Raw genomic sequence first — 13,217 nt, forward strand, 5'->3', positions numbered from 1 at the left:
GGGCTCGTCCAGGTCGGCTCGGCGGACTTGGTACGCCTCCGCACCGTCGACCGGCGCTGCCGGCCCTCGGTAGTGCTGGATGTACAGCTCTGCGGGCTTCACGCGGGCATAGAGGCCCAGCAGATTGTTGGAATAGCGAATCCAGTCGAAGGGCCGGAGGCGTGCTTCAGCAAGGCGTTGATGACCACATTGGCGGTCAGCTGACCGTCGTTGGCCATCTGCTTCAGGGCGCCCCGAGCGACCCCGAGGCCGTCGGCCAAGGCGCGCATCAGGCGCGGCGTCTGCTCGGCGACAGAGTTGAATTCGTCACCGCGCAGCGCACCTGCGCCAAGGGCCTGGGCGAATTGGATGATAGAGGCGTCCGCCTCCTCTGCACTTGCGCCGCTGATCAGTGCACGACTCCGCAGGCGACTGGCCACGAAGCCGGGAGCGAAGGGCTCCAACACACGATCGAACCAGTTCATCAGAACACCGCCAGTTTGTAGGGTCGGGACCTGCCGCGAGCGGCGCTTTCGAGATTCGCCACTTTGCGCTCCCACTCCTGTCGGCCGGCGCGGATCTCATCCAAGTCAGCCATCGTCAGAGTGCGTGCGCCGAAGGTGACAGAGCGGCCATCGAGCACCGCCAGTTCTGCCTCCACGTACCGCTCCAAGATGGCCTTGGCCTGGGAAAGTTCTATAGCCATGGCCCTGCCGCCCTCGCCCGCAGGCTCCAGGTTGTGATGGGTGAGCAGCAGGGTTGCAGTGGGCGCAGGAAGACGCCCCAGCACGCGCGCCTCCTCGATGGCGCGAGCCCGGCTGTTCTGGTCATGCCCCAAGGACAGCGCCCAACTCACCGGACGCGCTTCTTGGCGGGCGGCGAGCGTGAAGCGCTCGTAGGCCGAGATGAACGCCATCCGGGCACCCACCTTGTCGCCGGCTTCGTAGATCGGCGTCGCCGCGGCCGCCGCCTTCTGAATTTCCGGCGTCATGAGCACCGTCTCGGCCTCGTCCATCGACTGCATGGCGATCGCCCATGCCTCGTTCGGCTCGGGGCGGCCATCGGCGCCGTGGACCCGCTGCAGGATCGCCGCCAATGTGAGCTTGCCGGTCAGCTCACGACGGCACGCGCGCAGGGCATTGGCGATCAGCTCGACAGGGTGCGCCGCAAGATCCTCGGCCATCATCTCGGCGGCCTTGGCGCTCATCAGCTGACCCAGGACTTCCGCGGTTGCAACGATGGCCATGGCCAGTTGGGATTGCTCTTCAGAGGAAAGCATTCTTCTTGCCCTCCCCCTTCTCGCGAAGGCTGCGCGCGGCCTCCTGGGCGGCGTTCGCGTTCGCCTGGGTCTGCTCGATCTGCCGAGCAGTGGTGCCGTTGACCTGGGAGCCTGTTGCCCACTGGGTGCGGTACGACTCCGCCTTGGCGAGCAGCGAGCCCAGGTCGTGGCAGTTGCGGATCAGGTAGGCGTCGTTAATCCCGACGAAGTAGGCGGCCACCGCCGGGGCCTCATCGGTGCCCAAGCGCTTCAGCAGCTCGCGAACTTGCCCGTTGACCTTGGCATTGCGAATCGGGGCGATGCTGTAACGCTGCTGGTAGGCCGCCGCGTATGCCGACCAGATCGAGCGGCATGCCTCCTGGCGGGCCACCTCATCCTCGGGCTGGCCGGAACCGGCCGGCGAAAGGTTCTTTGATGGTTCTACTGAAGGTTCTATTACGGTTCTGGGTGCAGCATCTGCGGGGGTGGGGTGCAGATCCTGCGGGGGTGGGGGTGCAGCAGGTGCGGGGGTGGGTGCAGATCCTGCGGGGGTGCATTTGCTGCGGGGGTGAACCTTCTGCGGGGGTGCAAATGCTGCGGGGGTTACGGTGAACATCGTCGACCGCCCCTGGCGCGCTTCGATGGTCAGCGCGTTGCACTCGTTCAGCACTTTGATCGCCTGCTGCACCGCTCGTTCGGACAGGCAAGTGCGCTCTGCGATCTTCGCCACCGAAGGCCAGCACACGCCCTCGTCGTTCGCGTTGTCCGCCAAGCTGATCAGCACAGCCTTCTGCGCCGGCGTCAGCCCCTGCAGCGGCCAGCAGGCCGACATGATGATGGTGCTCATTGGCTGAGCTCCCAGAGTTCCGCGCCACGATTCGCCTTAGCGGGATTTCGTGGCGCGCTGTTGTTCGATCCGGTTTTCATATGCATACTTCCCTCGTTGCTACGAACCCCGGCCCCGTGTCCCCACACTCGCCGGGGTTTGTTTTTTCTGGGCTTCAGTCCTTCGCGGCGTACAGAACGATCGTGGCCTGGACTTCTTCATGCCGCGCTGCCACGTACTTGGCGTGGAGTGCCAGGATCATTGCGGCTTCGCTCGCGTCGATCTCCCCGTCCGCCAGGGCCTCGGCGATCATCAGATCCACCTTCCCCTTCCGAGCTGCCGCGGTGACCGTGCGCTGGTGCAACTCGACGCTGTCCAACTCCTCGACATGAGGCAGCGGAACGAAGACCCCGCCATACAGCGAGCAGATGTAGTTCGGCAGGTGGTGCGTACCGTTCTGCTGCTCCAACAGGTGCAGCTCCGAGTCACTCAGCGGCTTGCACCCGGCGGTCTCGTAGATCTGGTTTTCCAGGCGCTTCTCGTTGATGCCAAGGCGTGCGGCGGCGCAGTCCTTGCCACCGGGATAGCCATTCACGATGGCGGCCATCACCTTCCGGCGGGTGTCTAGTACGGAGTGGTTCATGTCCTAGTTTTTCCTCGGCGACTGCGCGCCTATCGTTGGAACCATTGCCAGCGAGGGAGTCGCCCATGCGCCAGCCATCCATTCACCATCTGCAGGGCCAGGTGTTCGCCCTGCAGGCTCAACTCAATGCGTTATTCGCTTCGCTGCCACCGTTGATGTTCGAAACCGTGCATGAACATCTACAGAGGCAGGCCGACCTGGCTCGAGTTGAAATAATCAATACTGTCTGGGGTGGCCCGGTGATGCGGACCTTCGACTCAGCTCTGATGGAATTTCAATTAGCGACGACTGCCCAGGGGAAGGATGGGCACAGCTCCACCCGCGAGACTTCGCCATTGGTGAATGTTTCGATCTGAACGGCGCGAGGCGCAGGAATTGGGCGTTCTCCGTTACACCACTGGCTGACGGTGGGCGGTCGAACTCTGAGGAGTCGCGCGAGAGCCGCTTGGCTTCCGATTAACTTGGCGGCCTTCGATGCTGCTTCGGGTGGTGTCATGCCATTTCTCCGACAGGTTGCGGAGAAAATAAGGCATTAGCTAATAAATGGCAAGCCATTGCCTAACCAGAGGGCGATTGACGTTAATTAGGCAATGCTTACTGGACCTAATCTCGGCGCCGCCATCGAGGCCGCCCGACTCGCCAAGAACATGTCGAAAAAAGCTCTCGCAGAGCAGTTCGGCGTGAAACCCCCGTCTGTCCAAGGCTGGATCAACACCGGCAGGATCGATAAAGCAAAGCTCATTGAGCTCATCTCCTTCTTTTCAGACACCGTCGGAGCAGAGCACTGGGGCTTGAGCGAGAAAGAAGCGCAGCTGGTGGCACCGCCCAAGGTTCCCGTGCCATCAGCATCTGCTGCTGACAAGGTCATGGAAATGTTGCAGCGTCATGGCAAAGGGCTAACCGGCGCGGCAAAGCAAAAAATCGCCCAAGCGGTGGTGGAATCGCTAACCGAAACCTCGCCAACCGAAACGAACGTGATCGTTGGTGACTTCTCCCGCCCTGGCCCGGTAGGCGACGAGATCAGCATCGCGCACTACGACATCCGCGGCGCGATGGGTAACGGCCAGGTGCCGGCCGATTACATGGAAATGCTCCGCGACGTGAAGGTCAGCCAGGAGCAGCTGCGTAAGATCGGCGTCACCTACGATGATCCGAATCACCTGAAGATGGTGTACGGCTGGGGTAACTCGATGTACCCCACCATCAAGCATGCTGACCCGATGATCGTTAACATCAGCGTTCAGGCGTTCAACGGGGATGGGGTGTTCATCTTCACCTGGCAGGGGCACCTCTACATCAAGCGCCTCCAGGTTCACGATGCCGAGCATTTCGACATGATCTCGGACAACAAGCAGCACAAGGATAGGGTCATCCGGATGGATGAGACTTACATCCATGCGCGCGTACTGCTGGTCTGGAACGCGCACCTGGTGTAACCAAAAGCGGCGTGCCTCAGGACGAGGCGAGGGACCTCTTAATGAGTCTGCTCGAAATGCTCGGCGACCTCTGTTCCGCACTCTTCGACTGGCCTGGATCAGGTCAGAAATCGAATCGAGTGTTCAGCCCTGAGTTCGTAGCCTGCTGCATCATCGTTGCGGTGCTTGAACTGGCAGTGCTGCATGCACTTTTCGGGGCGACGACACAAGGATGAGATCGATGCCACGGACATGGGCTGCTGGTGTGAAATGCGCAATTTGCGTAGAAAACGACCAGCCACTGGGCGCTAAAATTCGACGGAACTCCCTGCCATACGTAAGCTTGACCATGCATGGCTGTAAAGCGAACTGAGGTTCGGGGTTAATGGAAAGGATAGATTTCAATCACGGACGGATAGCTTGGTGCTGCGAGGACAGCGGTATATCGCTGCACGAGCTTGCGCTACAAACTGGCGTGAGCGAGGCGACGCTCAGAAAAGCGCTTGATGGTGAGCGTGGGCTTACCTATAGCCAGCTCAAGAAAATTGCTGACTTCTTCGGTCGAGGAATTCTCTTCTTTATGGAGGAAGGCGACGTTCGCCCCGAGAACGTTCATACGCCAGCATTTCGAAGTATCGCCAACCAAAAACCGAATATCTCGCATAAGCTTCGAGCTCTTATCGAAAGAGCAGAGCGGCAAAGAGATATTTACCTAGAGTTACGGGATGAAGTGGAGACTGACAATACTCCGAGCTTCATCCACCCCGAAATCGAAAAAGATCCAATAGCTGCGGCAGATTTCGCACGCAATTGGTTAGGACTGCATACTCAGTCAACATTTGATCAATATCGCGCAGCTATCGAGCGTCGAGGCATACTCGTATTCCGGAGCAATGGCTATCAGGGGCAATGGCAAATTGCCAAGGAAAATCCAGTTCTCGGGTTCTCCATCTACCACGTCGAATGCCCGTTAATATTCGTCAAGAAGCAGTATTCCGAAACACTTCAGACTTTCACTCTGATGCATGAGCTCGGGCATATCCTCATGCATAAGCACAGTTCGATAGACGATGATGGCGACTTATATAACCTGAGCGGCCCAGAGCGAGAGGCTAACGAATTCGCGGGACACGTACTTGTGCCTGATCAGTTCCTTACGGCAATCAATGACAGGAAAATGCCGTTGGACGCGAGCGAGTATGACGAATGGCTAGCTCCTCAGCGGAAAAAGTGGGGAGTCAGTGGCGAGGTTATTTTAAGAAGACTTTTAGATAACAACAGAATCACACCAGAGGACTATAGCGCTTACCGAGCCTGGCGGAATAGCCTAAAACTTCCGGAGCCTGAAAAAGGCGGAAGCCGGGGTTATCGCCATCGAGAGCCAATGCACATTTTCGGTGACGGTTTTGTAAAAGTGGTCCTTGGATCACTCGTTGCGAAGAACATCTCGCTAGCCAAAGCGAGCACTTACCTTGATGGAATTAAGGTAAAAGACATACAAGATCTGAAGGGATACTATGTGGGCATTTGATGCTTCATCGATGATCTATGCTTGGGACAACTATCCGAAGGAGCACTTTCCAGCGCTCTGGAAATGGCTAGAAAACCAAGTATTCTTTGGCACATTACAGATGCCAGACATTGCCTTTGAAGAAGTCTCCCACAAAGCCCCCGACTGCGGAAAATGGCTAGAAGACAATGAGATCGCGACAATTATCCCAAACACCGAAATACTCAGGTGTGCTGCGGAGCTCAAGTCACTACTTGGAATAGTCGGTGACAAGTATGGGGCTGGCGTCGGTGAAAACGACCTAATTATTATTGCGTCAGCAGAGCACAAGGGATTCAACTTAGTCTCAAACGAGAAGATCCAAATCGATCTTCCAAAAGTGCTTTCAAAATACAAGATACCTGCTGTTTGTAAAATCAAAAAGCCGCCGACGTACTGCATTGACTTCTTGGAATACATCAAGCAATCCAAAGCAACTTTCTGATCTAAATTGACGACTGGAAATAGCGACGAGAGCGGCGCCTGCCAGTCGGGCAAGCGCTGCCCCCCCAAGTCGCCGCTTCCCTCTTGTTCCAAAGGTGCATAGCATTCAGCCATCACCGCATGGAGCATCCTCATGGCACGACGCCATCCGCAAACCTTCCAGTCCTGGGCCCCTCGGTCTCATTGGCGTGCTCATCACCTGCGTGGTGATGTACTACGCGCGGGTCGCGGCGATCGAGTACATGGCTGAGCGCCAGATGGAACGCGCACAGGCCGCCATGGCGAAGATCCAGGAGCAGGCAGCGCGCCAGCAGCAACAGCTCCGCCCTTCTCCTCCACCCTCTCACCAAGTCGATCAGTACGACGCCCAGGTCATGAAGGCTGCAGCTGAGTCACAGCGCCAGCACGATGCCGCGTGGGACAAGTTCTACCAAGCGCCCCGGGGATGCGATAACTGGAAGACTGACCAGCAGATGGTCGAGTGCCTGAACCACAAGCTCAGAGCCAAACGCGAGTTCGAGCAGAAGTGGGCGGCCGGAAAGCTGAGTGTGGGCGCATAGAGGCTCGGATTGCGATTCAGTTGGCGCGAGTCGTTATACTGGCCAAATGCCAATAGGTGTAAGCTCTGGTTGCGCCACGCAGAAGGGAGGCTGATGGCGTAAGGCGGTATCCGCAAATGCCGCCTTGTCCTCGTAAGAGGATTCAGACCAAATCCGCCGCAGAAGCTGGAAAGTCTGACCTTCTCGATAAGTCCCCAGCCGCCAAGCTCGCCCCCCGACCTTGGCGGCTTTTTATGGATATTGCCAGGGACGGGGGTTGAGCAGTGGCTTGTCCACAGCTGGTCGAGGTCCTATTCATTTTCCGGTAGAGTCCCTTGGTCAAAAGGGAATCCCCGCGAAGGTTTCTCCTCGACAAGGCCGCCTACCAGGGCGGCCTTTTAGCTACCACTCAGCGCGTCTCGCGCGCCATGCATCTGCTCAATCTCCTACCCCGAAATCCAATTCGCCTGAACTCAGCACCGTCTCGTTTGGTCCCAACTATGTGAACTCAATCTGGAGGACTTTTGGTTTGGAACTCGAGAATCTGATTCATACCACCATTGAAAAGATCAACTCGGTGAGCGCTTCGCTCGCAAAAATATCGGACGCCGCGGATGCTAGCTTGGCGACAAATGCGGCTGAAAAATCTCGTGATTTGCTACGCCAGCTAGGTGTACTGGCGGGCACGCTGGAAACCCTTTCCAAGCGCCTCGGCTCGAACGCGGTCGACAGAGAAGAGGCATGACCTCTGCGCTAATGCGAGCCCGTACCGCCATACGCGGACTGTGAGAGGCAACAATAGCGCAGCGATTAATACGAATGTATGTGGCTGCCGGAGAGCAACATCTCCGGCAGCCGACGGCACAAAGCGATAAGGTTGTACCTCTTCGTTTCACCCTGTCCAAATCGGATCGGCAGTCCCACCCGGAGCATACGACGATGGACACCCGCAAATTAATTGTTGCCGCGCTAGATACCATCAGCTCTGTAAGCACAGGGCTCCTGCAGATTTCAGAAGCCACAGACGTACAAATCAGCGCGGACTCCTCAAGCAAGGCGCGGGATCTGCTGTTGCATCTTGACCAACTCACAGCGGAACTGGAAAAGATCTCATTCCGCTTGCACCAGCATGCGGCCTCGAAGGCCGAAGATAAGCCAGAAACTGAACGTTAGAACGGCGCCGGCTGATCGTGTAGGTACTGCACCTTAAAGTCCGCCGGTGGCTCTTCCCCTCCTTCCAGGGCACCCTCGCCCTCCTCCTCGGCCGGCTGCCACTCCAGCACCGCCGTCCCGTCCTCGAGCTTGGTTACCGTCAATCCATCCGTCTCCGCCAACTCATCCATCACTTGGCTCCAAGCCTCGTCCGTGTCGCTGTCGAGGCGCCAGATCACTGCGCGCCGATCGGCCTGAGCCTTAGGGCTTCCCACCATCGCCGAGATCCGCAGGCGCAGCCGGTCCAGCTCATTGAGGCCGCTACCCGTGGATGCCGAGACCGCTTGTTTCGTCATTTCCATAGCTCCTTACAAGTACTGTATGTCCATACAGTATTTGATCATGACTGCACATTGCAAGGCGCTGCCTAAGTCTCCACGACCCTCGTTCAAAAAAATTAGCCAATGCCTATTGCAATAAAATTAGGCATTGGCTTATCTTCATTTCACGCCATCACACCGGCGCCAGGCCACCGAGCCGAGCGGAGCGGCGTAGGTATGGCCACGCAGGGAAAAAACGCCCCGGCCTGGACGCGCCCCTTCCCGCACGACAGCCGGCTCGGCACTCCAGGTGCCCAGCGGTGGGCAACAGTCAGCAGCTACGCCAATACGCTGCACGTGCTGAGCAGGTGGAAACCAGGCTGCGGAATCACGCCGGACACCGACAACTTCGAAAGCCTCGAAGCCGCCCAACGCGCCGGCGAGGAATGGGCGAATGCCGCGCAGTCGGGATCAATCGGCCAAGACGAGCATCAGTGCCGCAAAGGCCAGGAATCCGCTGACAGTGGCGCATGCCCAGAACGGGAGAGGAAGCGCCACCAGACTCACTGCGAGCGTGGAGGAGACCACTGCGCCGCAGAAGCCGGTGACAGAGGGACCGACCCGGCTTGTACGGCACCAGGTCTTGAATGGCTCGTTGACTCGAGCAACCGCCCGGATCGAGACGTAGACAAAGCTGACTGTCGCGAACATCACGCCTACCCAAAGTATCTGGCGACGCTGAGTCAGGTCGACGAGAAGCAGTGGCGTAACTGCCCCAACGACCATCAGCCAGAACCTTAGAACTACGGCCACGTCACTACTCCCTTAGTTGGTGACCGACTGTATACAACCCTCCTTTCGAATGCACCCAGCGACGCGACCATCGGTACGTTCTGCGTCACAACAATGCAGATAGGAATTCCGGCGCGCGACTGGACCAAGGGCGCCCGCGCCCTGCCCCGCGGGTAACTCTGCCGGAGGATGCAGCCATGTGACCGACAGCCCAGGCAGTTCGGCAACAAGCCGGGCGAGCCGCGAAACGCTCACATAAGGCGGTACTTTTGTGAGACCAGAAAGGCCCGGATGGGCCTTTCACTTCACTTATGCGCAGTCCAGTTGCAGACCTCGGCAGTGTTTCCTTGGGTGAAGGTGCCTTGCATGGATGTGGGGCCGGTAATTGTCCCGGAGTACGTCGACGTGTTCCCCAGCCAGTGGCTGCCATGAACCGTAATGCTCGTACCCTCCACAATCCCTGAATCGATCGAGTGATTCGGAAGGCTTCCGGACACTCGATAGCGTCCTTCGCCGGCTTTGGTGAGAATGATGCTGGAAGAACCGCTACCCCACGAGCAGGTACCGGTGAGCGACCAAGTACCGGAGTAATCGACGTCGGCCGGCTTCTCCTGATTCTGATCAGTGTTTCCGGGTTTGGTGCCTTGCTCTCCTCCGACCTGCTTGCACACTTTGCAGCTCTCAATTTTCACGTTCTCGCGAAAGATCGGCTTGAGCCCATAGGTGCTGTCGGACGCCGTATTCCCTTGGCTGAGCACGGTGAAATAGGGCGTGCCGTCGATGTAGTAATCGACCTTTGAGCAGATGGGCGACGATGAGGTGATCGTCAGCTCGGCACCATATGAGCCTTTCGTGGACTCAGTCGGCTTCACAGAGATGCTGGCTGCGCATGAACCCACGATCTGCGAGCAATCGCAGTTGTACCCCGCCGCAAGCGCGCCCCCTGCCATGGCCGCCAGACCACATGCGACTAGCACGTTCAGACCAGTTTTTGTCATCTATTCCCCTCCCCAGGATGTCCGCCGAAGCATAAGCGGGAACTGGCACTTTCACATCATTCAAACGAATGAAAACTTCCAGATGAGGTGACCGCCATGCAACAGCTGAACTTTCGCCCGCAGCTGGCCGAGCTGCTCCCGCTTACCGCCGCCGCGCGGGCAGCCTTCGAAGAGCGCCGCACCGTCGTAGTGGAAAAGCCTGCCTACCAGATCCGCCCCTCTGGCCGCGGCTTCTTTCACATCATCGACACTGCAACCGACAAGGTCGCCAGTTTCCGTCGTGATTACCAGGAAGCGATTGCTCGCGCTGAGCAGCTAACCATCCGCAAGCGCGATGACATCGGAGCGGAAGGCTGATGGCCAAGTCCCAGAAGGAACGCAGCAAGGCCTCTGCCGAAAAGCGCCAGCGCCTGGACGAAATCGAGCTGCGGCACCAGGTGCGCCATGGCACTCGGGCGATGCTGGAAAACCTAATGCTCTGGCATGGCCTGCTCGAGATCAGCGAAGCGGTTCAGTTGCTCATCCTGAATACTCACGCCCTGGGAAAAGAAGCCTCCGCGAAGTTCTTCATCGACCGAGGCTCAGGTGGCGATAACTGCAACGAACTGCTGCGCCACAGGTTGCGCCCGGGGCCGAGGCAGGTCTTCGCCGATCTGATGGGCTGGCATGGCATCGAGGAGATCTCCGAAGCGGTTCAGCTCTTGATCATGCATGCCCATGACCTGGGCCCGGAAGGCTCCGCTCCCCTCCTCGCTATTCCGCGCCACGATGTCACGCCATCCGATTTCGTGGCGCGCCAGCTCGAAAGGCTCGGCCGGCAAGAAGCCGCGCGGCGCGATGCGCAGGAGCTATAGTCAACTTGCTGCAGCTTCGCGGGAGCGGAGACAAGATTCGCGTGATGACAAGTAGCTACTATGTGACCGGAATCACATCGGCGGAGGATCAGCCATGCAAACCAGGGAACAGGTCCAACCATCGTTGCAGCAACTGCTCCAGATGACCGCGAAGGCCCGCGCCGACTTTGCGACTCTCCGTCGATCCCCAGGGGCTACTTCTCCGAACTCTCAAACCCAGAGCGGCGCAGAATCAAGGCAAGCGTGATATCCGCCCCTCGTGGATTTCCCGGACGAAAATTTCTAGGCCGCCCGCATCCAACTCGAGTTGATTCGCGATTCCCAATAGCTCTGTGGCGATAGCCGGGAAAAGAGTAGCCGCCAATGTAAGGCGATCAGCCGCAGCGGCGTTATTGAAGGATGTCGACCTCAGCGTCTTCAGCATTTGCTTCTCTGAGTCGTTCACCGCCGCACCGCGATCCCGCCAGCTAGGGCGCGCACTACGTATTCCGCTGATGAGCAGATAACGAAATCCTTGTGCATTTCGCGGGCCTCCGGCCGAAATGAGCGAACCACCTATACGCCCTATTCGCGGCGGCCGCCACGACTGCAAGAGATGTGAGGGAGTAAGCCGACGCAAGGTCGGGCAGACACAGTGAAAAGGTTGAACGAGCGTTCGACCATCACCTCCAAACTTTGAGGCCGATTCCCGGCCTCAAGTGAGGTGATGTATGACCCTGTCCCGATTCACAATATTCAATGCGGTTCAGAACCCCGGCCAAGGTACCGGCCAACCCATAAACTCACCCATGCCTGGCGACTCGGGTGACCCGCTGCAGCAACCGTCGAATGATCCGCTACCAGAACAGCGCCCCGAAGATTGGGTGACGCCGGACGATCCCGGTCCTGACACTCCAGAGGATCCCGGCGAAGACGACACACCCGCCGTTTGAGCGGGTGCCTTAGCCCCATAACGACGCCCGGCAGAATGCCGGGTTTCTACTAGATAGGAGGGATCGCGCACTCCTCCACCCATTGACGTATGGCGGACCCCCTTCCATCCCCCTGAAGCGTTACCCACCTACTGTGGCTATTAGGGACTACGTAAGATCCGCCCCTCGTGGATCTCCTGCACAAACACCTCCAAGGTGTCGGCGTCATTTTCCAACTGGCTCGCCATCGCGCGTAGCTCGCGGTCCAACTCCGGTATTTGCCTGGCTAAAGAGCCCAGACGGTCCGCCACGGATGCGTTGTTGAACGACGTCGTGCGCAGAGCCATCAGCAGTTGTTTCTCCGCACTATTCATTGCAGTACCGCTATACCACCTTCTTGCACCCGCTCCGCCAACAATCGAAGGGTCGCCGCCTGCTTGCGTAGCAGTTCGATTACCTCCGTTACTTCGCCGCTCAGCCTGTCAGGAAGCTCAAGCGCAGCGCGCTCCAACACCAGTGCGGCCGCTTCATCCTGAAACGACAGTTCAGCCAACGTGACACGCACTTCTTCTGTTGAACGATCCCTGGGCATTGCTCAGTCCCCTGCTGAATTCAGTTAGCACCAGCACATAAACATAGCTGCTATCCGCTGCAATCGCGGCGCAGTGACGCTCTACCAGTTGCAGGATCGGTTATCGATCAGGTCGATCGGCAGCAGGACGGTGTCGAGCACTGCAGAGAATGGCAGGTCAACGATCATTAGCGGGCCCACAACGTCCCACGATTTCAGATCGAGCTGTACTCCTGTGTAAGGGCACGGATCGAACAAATGCCCCAACGAACTCGCGCAGCCATTCGTGCTGAGCACCACAAGGGCAACTGATATCGCCCTGAACCACATCCCCATCTAAACCCGCTCCTTCGTTGGAGCGAGAACCCTGACGGCCAGCCCTCACCGTCGCAATAGGACGTTTCCTAAGTGCGCGCGGCGGCGCTCTACCTGGAGAAACCCAATGCAAGCAGTCATCTACGCAGGCCTGCGCAATCCAGGCCGTGACCAATCGATCGTTGATGCCCTCGCCGGCAAGACGGTCAGCGAAGTGGCGGAAGAGTTTCGCTGTGCGCCAAGCACCATCCGCGCAGCAGCCAAGCGCATCGCCGACTTGAATGTCTACGAGCTCCGCCTGACAGGGGGGGGTAAAGACTTGCCAGTTGGCAAGGTGGCAGCCAAGTCATTCCGTCGCGCCGCCCTGGGCGCTTATCGCCACTTCTGCGGCACCTTCCGACATCTGGAGCTTCCCAGCTGGTCGGTAACAGACGGCACGAACACAATCTTCATTCAAGATCTGCGCAACCTGGACAGCGGCTGCGCTTCGGTTACTGAGGACGACTGAGCAACGGAAACAGCAAGGCTATTCCCGAGGCGCGGTGGATTGGGCGGAGGCTGCTGGAGCAGCTCGACCGCTCGGCGTGATGAGCTCGACGGCCTTCTGGAGCGCCGGCAGAATACTGATTATTTATCCAGTGCTCGCAATGC

At 58.5% G+C, this 13,217-nt stretch carries 23 protein-coding genes; 11 read left to right on the forward strand and 12 right to left on the reverse strand.

Annotated features, from left to right (window positions below):
• Positions 1–98: 98 nt before the first annotated feature.
• From ACNFIA_RS25230 to ACNFIA_RS25245, 4 genes are all read right to left on the reverse strand, one after another.
• Positions 99–464 carry a tape measure protein gene (locus ACNFIA_RS25230; RefSeq protein ID WP_416789694.1) on the reverse strand — a complete coding sequence of 122 codons (366 nt, stop codon included), beginning with the start codon at positions 462–464 and terminating at the stop codon, positions 99–101.
• Positions 464–1,258 carry a DUF6148 family protein gene (locus ACNFIA_RS25235; protein ID WP_416789695.1) on the reverse strand — a complete coding sequence of 265 codons (795 nt, stop codon included), beginning with the start codon at positions 1,256–1,258 and terminating at the stop codon, positions 464–466. Before ACNFIA_RS25235 ends, ACNFIA_RS25230 begins: the two co-directional genes overlap by 1 nt.
• The gene (locus ACNFIA_RS25240; protein ID WP_416789697.1) at positions 1,245–2,084 is read right to left on the reverse strand and encodes a helix-turn-helix domain-containing protein; all 840 of its coding nucleotides are present in this window, start codon (positions 2,082–2,084) and stop codon (positions 1,245–1,247) included. Before ACNFIA_RS25240 ends, ACNFIA_RS25235 begins: the two co-directional genes overlap by 14 nt.
• A gap of 154 nt (positions 2,085–2,238) precedes the next feature.
• Positions 2,239–2,706 (reverse strand): YmfL family putative regulatory protein, encoded by a 468-nt coding sequence (locus ACNFIA_RS25245; protein WP_254473664.1) that lies wholly within the window; start codon positions 2,704–2,706, stop codon positions 2,239–2,241.
• Between the two features lie 65 nt (positions 2,707–2,771).
• Here ACNFIA_RS25245 and ACNFIA_RS25250 point away from each other — a divergent pair, with 65 nt between their 5' ends.
• Entirely contained in the window at positions 2,772–3,062 is a 291-nt protein-coding gene (locus tag ACNFIA_RS25250; RefSeq protein ID WP_416789869.1) for a hypothetical protein, read from the forward strand.
• On the opposite strand, the gene ACNFIA_RS25255 is transcribed toward ACNFIA_RS25250, so the two are convergent.
• A complete protein-coding gene (locus tag ACNFIA_RS25255; RefSeq protein ID WP_416789699.1) occupies positions 2,981–3,202 on the reverse strand; it encodes a transcriptional regulator in 222 nt (73 codons plus the stop codon). The two genes, ACNFIA_RS25250 and ACNFIA_RS25255, sit on opposite strands and share 82 nt — an antisense overlap.
• A 94-nt stretch (positions 3,203–3,296) precedes the next feature.
• On the opposite strand from ACNFIA_RS25255, the gene ACNFIA_RS25260 reads away from it, so the two are divergent.
• The 7 genes from ACNFIA_RS25260 (at position 3,297) to ACNFIA_RS25290 (ending at position 7,826) form a co-directional block, all read left to right on the forward strand.
• Positions 3,297–4,142, forward strand: coding sequence for a S24 family peptidase (locus tag ACNFIA_RS25260; protein WP_416789700.1), 846 nt, complete (start codon positions 3,297–3,299; stop codon positions 4,140–4,142).
• 41 nt (positions 4,143–4,183) lie between these two features.
• A complete protein-coding gene (locus tag ACNFIA_RS25265) occupies positions 4,184–4,357 on the forward strand; it encodes a hypothetical protein (protein WP_416789702.1) in 174 nt (57 codons plus the stop codon).
• Positions 4,358–4,506: 149 nt separating this feature from the next.
• Complete coding sequence (locus ACNFIA_RS25270) at positions 4,507–5,652, forward strand: ImmA/IrrE family metallo-endopeptidase (protein WP_416789703.1); 1,146 nt, start codon at positions 4,507–4,509, stop codon at positions 5,650–5,652.
• Positions 5,639–6,115, forward strand: coding sequence for a DUF4411 family protein (locus ACNFIA_RS25275; protein ID WP_416789705.1), 477 nt, complete (start codon positions 5,639–5,641; stop codon positions 6,113–6,115). The genes ACNFIA_RS25270 and ACNFIA_RS25275 overlap by 14 nt, the downstream gene beginning before the upstream one ends.
• A 187-nt stretch (positions 6,116–6,302) precedes the next feature.
• Positions 6,303–6,674 carry a hypothetical protein gene (locus tag ACNFIA_RS25280; RefSeq protein ID WP_416789707.1) on the forward strand — a complete coding sequence of 124 codons (372 nt, stop codon included), beginning with the start codon at positions 6,303–6,305 and terminating at the stop codon, positions 6,672–6,674.
• 508 nt (positions 6,675–7,182) lie between these two features.
• On the forward strand, positions 7,183–7,398 hold the full coding sequence (locus ACNFIA_RS25285; protein WP_416789709.1) for a hypothetical protein: 216 nt from the start codon (positions 7,183–7,185) through the stop codon (positions 7,396–7,398).
• A gap of 194 nt (positions 7,399–7,592) precedes the next feature.
• Positions 7,593–7,826 (forward strand): hypothetical protein, encoded by a 234-nt coding sequence (locus ACNFIA_RS25290; RefSeq protein ID WP_416789710.1) that lies wholly within the window; start codon positions 7,593–7,595, stop codon positions 7,824–7,826.
• On the opposite strand, the gene ACNFIA_RS25295 is transcribed toward ACNFIA_RS25290, so the two are convergent.
• The 3 genes from ACNFIA_RS25295 to ACNFIA_RS25305 form a co-directional block, all read right to left on the reverse strand.
• Complete coding sequence (locus tag ACNFIA_RS25295; RefSeq protein ID WP_416789712.1) at positions 7,823–8,161, reverse strand: DUF1654 domain-containing protein; 339 nt, start codon at positions 8,159–8,161, stop codon at positions 7,823–7,825. The genes ACNFIA_RS25290 and ACNFIA_RS25295 overlap by 4 nt on opposite strands.
• Before the next feature lie 435 nt (positions 8,162–8,596).
• The gene (locus ACNFIA_RS25300; protein ID WP_416789713.1) at positions 8,597–8,938 is read right to left on the reverse strand and encodes a hypothetical protein; all 342 of its coding nucleotides are present in this window, start codon (positions 8,936–8,938) and stop codon (positions 8,597–8,599) included.
• 284 nt (positions 8,939–9,222) lie between these two features.
• Positions 9,223–9,915, reverse strand: a complete 693-nt coding sequence (locus ACNFIA_RS25305) for a hypothetical protein (protein WP_416789714.1) — start codon at positions 9,913–9,915, stop codon at positions 9,223–9,225.
• 96 nt (positions 9,916–10,011) lie between these two features.
• Between ACNFIA_RS25305 and ACNFIA_RS25310 the strand changes: the two genes are divergently transcribed.
• Both ACNFIA_RS25310 and ACNFIA_RS25315 read left to right on the forward strand, forming a co-directional pair.
• On the forward strand, positions 10,012–10,272 hold the full coding sequence (locus ACNFIA_RS25310; protein WP_416789716.1) for a hypothetical protein: 261 nt from the start codon (positions 10,012–10,014) through the stop codon (positions 10,270–10,272).
• Positions 10,272–10,769, forward strand: coding sequence for a hypothetical protein (locus tag ACNFIA_RS25315; protein ID WP_416789717.1), 498 nt, complete (start codon positions 10,272–10,274; stop codon positions 10,767–10,769). The genes ACNFIA_RS25310 and ACNFIA_RS25315 overlap by 1 nt, the downstream gene beginning before the upstream one ends.
• A gap of 232 nt (positions 10,770–11,001) precedes the next feature.
• Here ACNFIA_RS25315 and ACNFIA_RS25320 read toward each other — a convergent pair whose 3' ends face one another.
• The 4 genes from ACNFIA_RS25320 to ACNFIA_RS25335 form a co-directional block, all read right to left on the reverse strand.
• Entirely contained in the window at positions 11,002–11,193 is a 192-nt protein-coding gene (locus ACNFIA_RS25320; RefSeq protein ID WP_416789718.1) for a hypothetical protein, read from the reverse strand.
• A 648-nt stretch (positions 11,194–11,841) separates the two neighbouring features.
• Complete coding sequence (locus ACNFIA_RS25325; RefSeq protein ID WP_416789719.1) at positions 11,842–12,054, reverse strand: hypothetical protein; 213 nt, start codon at positions 12,052–12,054, stop codon at positions 11,842–11,844.
• Positions 12,051–12,272, reverse strand: coding sequence for a hypothetical protein (locus tag ACNFIA_RS25330; protein ID WP_416789720.1), 222 nt, complete (start codon positions 12,270–12,272; stop codon positions 12,051–12,053). Before ACNFIA_RS25330 ends, ACNFIA_RS25325 begins: the two co-directional genes overlap by 4 nt.
• An 81-nt stretch (positions 12,273–12,353) precedes the next feature.
• Positions 12,354–12,587 (reverse strand): YceK/YidQ family lipoprotein, encoded by a 234-nt coding sequence (locus ACNFIA_RS25335; RefSeq protein WP_416789722.1) that lies wholly within the window; start codon positions 12,585–12,587, stop codon positions 12,354–12,356.
• 106 nt (positions 12,588–12,693) lie between these two features.
• Between ACNFIA_RS25335 and ACNFIA_RS25340 the strand changes: the two genes are divergently transcribed.
• Positions 12,694–13,074 carry a hypothetical protein gene (locus tag ACNFIA_RS25340; RefSeq protein WP_416789724.1) on the forward strand — a complete coding sequence of 127 codons (381 nt, stop codon included), beginning with the start codon at positions 12,694–12,696 and terminating at the stop codon, positions 13,072–13,074.
• The last annotated feature ends 143 nt before the right edge of the window (positions 13,075–13,217 follow it).

The sequence above is a fragment of the Pseudomonas sp. NY15437 genome, from assembly GCF_048068435.1.
In the GTDB taxonomy this organism is placed as follows: Bacteria; Pseudomonadota; Gammaproteobacteria; order Pseudomonadales; family Pseudomonadaceae; genus Pseudomonas; species Pseudomonas nitroreducens_B.

Coding starts and splice junctions, on each gene's coding strand:
- ACNFIA_RS25295 (WP_416789712.1), bottom strand. CDS start 8,161: ATGACGAAACAAGCGGTCTCGGCATCCACGGGTAGCGGCCTCAATGAG.
- ACNFIA_RS25265 (WP_416789702.1), top strand. CDS start 4,184: ATGAGTCTGCTCGAAATGCTCGGCGACCTCTGTTCCGCACTCTTCGAC.
- ACNFIA_RS25275 (WP_416789705.1), top strand. CDS start 5,639: ATGTGGGCATTTGATGCTTCATCGATGATCTATGCTTGGGACAACTAT.
- ACNFIA_RS25315 (WP_416789717.1), top strand. CDS start 10,272: ATGGCCAAGTCCCAGAAGGAACGCAGCAAGGCCTCTGCCGAAAAGCGC.
- ACNFIA_RS25330 (WP_416789720.1), bottom strand. CDS start 12,272: ATGCCCAGGGATCGTTCAACAGAAGAAGTGCGTGTCACGTTGGCTGAA.
- ACNFIA_RS25270 (WP_416789703.1), top strand. CDS start 4,507: ATGGAAAGGATAGATTTCAATCACGGACGGATAGCTTGGTGCTGCGAG.
- ACNFIA_RS25340 (WP_416789724.1), top strand. CDS start 12,694: ATGCAAGCAGTCATCTACGCAGGCCTGCGCAATCCAGGCCGTGACCAA.
- ACNFIA_RS25260 (WP_416789700.1), top strand. CDS start 3,297: ATGCTTACTGGACCTAATCTCGGCGCCGCCATCGAGGCCGCCCGACTC.
- ACNFIA_RS25240 (WP_416789697.1), bottom strand. CDS start 2,084: ATGAGCACCATCATCATGTCGGCCTGCTGGCCGCTGCAGGGGCTGACG.
- ACNFIA_RS25310 (WP_416789716.1), top strand. CDS start 10,012: ATGCAACAGCTGAACTTTCGCCCGCAGCTGGCCGAGCTGCTCCCGCTT.
- ACNFIA_RS25290 (WP_416789710.1), top strand. CDS start 7,593: ATGGACACCCGCAAATTAATTGTTGCCGCGCTAGATACCATCAGCTCT.
- ACNFIA_RS25250 (WP_416789869.1), top strand. CDS start 2,772: ATGCGCCAGCCATCCATTCACCATCTGCAGGGCCAGGTGTTCGCCCTG.
- ACNFIA_RS25335 (WP_416789722.1), bottom strand. CDS start 12,587: ATGGGGATGTGGTTCAGGGCGATATCAGTTGCCCTTGTGGTGCTCAGC.
- ACNFIA_RS25230 (WP_416789694.1), bottom strand. CDS start 464: ATGAACTGGTTCGATCGTGTGTTGGAGCCCTTCGCTCCCGGCTTCGTG.
- ACNFIA_RS25320 (WP_416789718.1), bottom strand. CDS start 11,193: ATGCTGAAGACGCTGAGGTCGACATCCTTCAATAACGCCGCTGCGGCT.
- ACNFIA_RS25255 (WP_416789699.1), bottom strand. CDS start 3,202: ATGACACCACCCGAAGCAGCATCGAAGGCCGCCAAGTTAATCGGAAGC.
- ACNFIA_RS25325 (WP_416789719.1), bottom strand. CDS start 12,054: ATGAATAGTGCGGAGAAACAACTGCTGATGGCTCTGCGCACGACGTCG.
- ACNFIA_RS25235 (WP_416789695.1), bottom strand. CDS start 1,258: ATGCTTTCCTCTGAAGAGCAATCCCAACTGGCCATGGCCATCGTTGCA.
- ACNFIA_RS25245 (WP_254473664.1), bottom strand. CDS start 2,706: ATGAACCACTCCGTACTAGACACCCGCCGGAAGGTGATGGCCGCCATC.
- ACNFIA_RS25305 (WP_416789714.1), bottom strand. CDS start 9,915: ATGACAAAAACTGGTCTGAACGTGCTAGTCGCATGTGGTCTGGCGGCC.